This is a genomic window from Mycoplasmopsis cricetuli ATCC 35279, assembly GCF_000526955.1.
Lineage (GTDB): Bacteria > Bacillota_I > Bacilli_A > Mycoplasmatales > Metamycoplasmataceae > Mycoplasmopsis > Mycoplasmopsis cricetuli.
In genome coordinates this window covers 1-3,752 of sequence record NZ_JAHB01000030.1, presented here as the reverse complement: position 1 = coordinate 3,752, position 3,752 = coordinate 1, and the positions used below count along the sequence as shown (strand labels likewise).

2 protein-coding genes are annotated in these 3,752 nt (G+C 21.2%); one reads left to right on the top strand and one right to left on the bottom strand.

Annotated features, from left to right (window positions below; genetic code table 4):
- Positions 1–2,228: hypothetical protein (locus U744_RS04740; RefSeq protein WP_036432150.1), on the top strand; the 2,228-nt coding region annotated here is incomplete at its 5' end.
- A gap of 355 nt (positions 2,229–2,583) precedes the next feature.
- Here the strand turns inward: U744_RS04740 and U744_RS04735 are convergent.
- The coding region (locus tag U744_RS04735) for a hypothetical protein (RefSeq protein ID WP_036432147.1) at positions 2,584–3,752 on the bottom strand (1,169 nt) is incomplete at its 5' end.

Here is a 3,752-nt window from a genome sequence, read left to right as displayed (position 1 = left end):
AAAATCAAACAGTTAAAATTATTGTAAAAAACAAAATAAATCAATCTGACAAACATGAGTTAATTTTAAATTTATCTGAAATTAATTCTGATAAATCTACAGCAAAAGTTCAAGTTGAATTTAATTCTTTAGATGAAGATACAACTTATCAAATTGAAAAAATTACTTTTGCTAATCCAATTAGTAATTTAGCAACTCAACCATCTTTAATTTATGCTAATTATCAAAATATTTCTAGTGCAGAAAATCATTTCTTTGAATTTACAACAAAAGAAAATTTATTTAAATTAACAAGTTTAAAATTTGTTGATGCTCAAGATATTGAAAAAATAAACCAAGAGTACAATCATTTAGAAAAAGTATTTATTAAGTTAGAATATGAAAAATTAGCAAAAAGATTTATAGGTAAAAAACTCAAATTAATTTTTGATTTTAATGATTTAGATGAAAATAATCAAGTTGTAAAAAAAGAAATTGAAGTTATTTCTTCTAATTCAATTAACCAAAATAATGAAACACTAAATTTTGAAATAAACAATGGCATTTTAGCTAAAAATCGTGAATACACATTTAAAAAAGTTCAATACCAGCAAGCAAATAACATTTGAATTGATCTAGATTCTAATGTGGAATTAAATGCATTAAACAATCAAAAATTTAAAATGCTTCCAAGTCAAACTAATTGAGAGTTAACTTCTGAATTTCTTAAAGATGAGTCAGATATTACAAAGATAGTAGTAAAAGTTTTATTAAATGATTTAGATAATGTTTTAACTTCTAATTCTACTATTAAAATTAAATATAAAGATTTAAATAATCCAAATGCTATTTTAACTGTAGAAAACTTGAAAGTTACAAAAGAAAATGAAAAAAAATTAGTAAAATTTGAAATTATTAATCCTCATTTAAATCATAAATATCAACTAACAGGATATGAAATAGTTTATGGTCCAGATGTTGCATTTAACAACTTACTTTCTAATTCAAATTCTACAAATGTTACAGAAAACATTGATATTTTAGTAAATAAAAATATTGAACAATCAATAATTCAAATTAAATCATTGATTTCTAAAAATGATAAAAATCCTTATTCATTTGTTTATAAGATAGAAGATAATAGAGTTAATTTACAAAATCCACAAAACAAAGCTTATTTTAAAGCAATTATTAAAAATAACACAACAAATAACATATATATAAGTAAGAAAGCTTCAATCACTTCTAGTGATACTGCTGAATTTATTTTCGAAAATTTAGCATCAGGAACTTATACTTTAGAAAAAGTAGTGGTAGGAACTGAAAATCAAATTGATAGTTCAAATACACAAGAAAGTGTAAATAATTTAATTGATGTATATATTCCTAACACTTTTAGTGATGAAAAAACTCTTGAGGTTGTAGTTCCTGTAGTATTAACACAATCAGAACAAACAGAATGAACTAATGTTACAGATAGTTTTACTCCAAAGACACCTGGATTAATTCAAGAATTTGATTTATCAAAGAAAACTGAAAATGCAAATATATTACCAGTTACATTTTTTGATTTATCTTCAGAAAGCAAAGACAAGCAAATTAAAATAATTAAATTTACACTTGAGCAAAATCCAAAACAAATATTTACAGAAATGGCAAAAAAATTAGATCAATTTTATCAATCTGGAAAATTAGATCTCAATATTAATTTTGAATTAAAAGATGATTTTGATGGTTATATAGCTGAAAATCTTGTTACTTTTGGTCTAAAAGGTCATGAACAAAAATATCAAATATTATTAAAAAATTACATTTTAAATGATAGATTTTTTGGACAAGATAATATTGGAACTATTGATAATTCAGATTCTATCTTTACTAGTGAACAAAACAAAGAATGAACAAATTTAAAAAATTCACTCAAATTAAAATCACTTTATGATATTCAACCAATCAATATAATTGATTTGCAAAATAAAAAATTTGATTCAACTAATGAAGAAAAAGATAAATTAAGAAAATTTGGTTTAGTTGTTGAAGCATTAAAGGCGACTAATTCAGCAATAGGAAATAGATTAGCAAAACTTGGTGGATTAAATAAACTTGATGTAAGATATGAATCTATATATAACATTATAAATGGAGAAATTAAATTTACAAATACAGTAATAATAAATCCAAAAAACAATCCTAGTGATATTGTATCAATTAGACTTGAAACCATTGTAATTAATAAATATAGAATTTAATTATTTTGCTTTAAATTTATTTAAATTAAAAAACTTGCTTCATGCAAGTTTTTTAAATTAAAATTTTAAATATTTCATCATAAAAAATTAAAGTTATAATCAGTTTTTTTATTTTTATTTTTAAAATAATTAAAATTTATTTTCATAAAATTAAAACATAATAATTTAAATTAAAATGAAAATTTTGAAATTTTTATTTAAATTATAGAGAAAGCAATTATTTAGTTTTAATTTAATTTCAAGATTTTTTAACTCAAATTTAATTAAATTTATAAATGTTATTTAAGATTAGATTTTTTGAAATTAATTTTTTAATCCTTTAAAGTATAAAGTAACGCTAGTGGAATTGTCACTTTTAAGAACTGGTAAATTTTTTTTCCAAATTTTTTTCAAATTCTTCTCTAGTGTATTCATCTTGATTATTTATTATGATTTTATATCATTTTCTTTCAAAACAACCATTACATGTTGGTCATACAAATTCTTTATCAATTCCTTCTTGATATGTTTTAATTGAAATTCTTTCCCCCTCAATTCCTTTGTGTGTTGGAGTGTTATAATCATAAGGCTCATTTTCATTGTCACTAAAAGTATCATTTATAGTTCCATCTTTGTTTTCAAATTTTGTAAACAATTTAAATCTAACTTCCTTTTTTTTAATTACAACTTCAGCAGTTAAATTTTCTAAATTAGGAAATTTTTGATTAAAATCAATATAATTTAATTCATTATTTATAGTAATAAATCTAATTTCTCCATAATCAGTTGAAAGTTTCTTTTTAACTACTAAATTATCAAATATTTTCCTTAATTGTTTTTCTCTATTATCTTTATAATATTTTTTTGGAAAATATGATTCATCAATAAAGGCAGCACCATTAAGATTATAACTAATTGTTCAATATTGCTTATAAACCGCTTCAATTTTTATAATATCTAATTCATCTTGCTCAGGCTTTAAAAAGTTTTTATCAGAATTTTTATATTTTCACCCTATAAAATCAAATTTATCAACAATAGGAACCACTGGCAGATTAAAAGTTTTTTCAATATCATCTGGATTGTATTCTAGCATTATATTATCTTGTTCATGACCTAAAATAAAAATCACTTGTTTTTTCTTTATTTTTTTATCAGGTTCTGCAGTTTCTAATTGACTTTGTTCATTAATTTTATTGTTAGTTAAATCTTCACTCTTTTCATTTTCTGTCTTTAATATATCTAACTTATTTGATATATTAGTATCCTCTTTTAATTGTGAGTTATTAATGTGTTCATTTTCTAAAGGAAGTTTTGAATTGATATCATTAATAGGTTGTTCTGATTTAATTTCATAATCAATGTTACTATCATCTATTTTTTCAATTTCATCTTCTTTTGGTTTAGATTCTATTTTTTTAGTTTTTTTAATTAAATTATTACTGTCTTTTTTGGATAAAAGAATCTCTGATTTTTCAGGTTTTGATTTAAATATTAATGTAGTTGTGATAGTAATTGTTGTAATTATTAAAAATAAACTAAAAA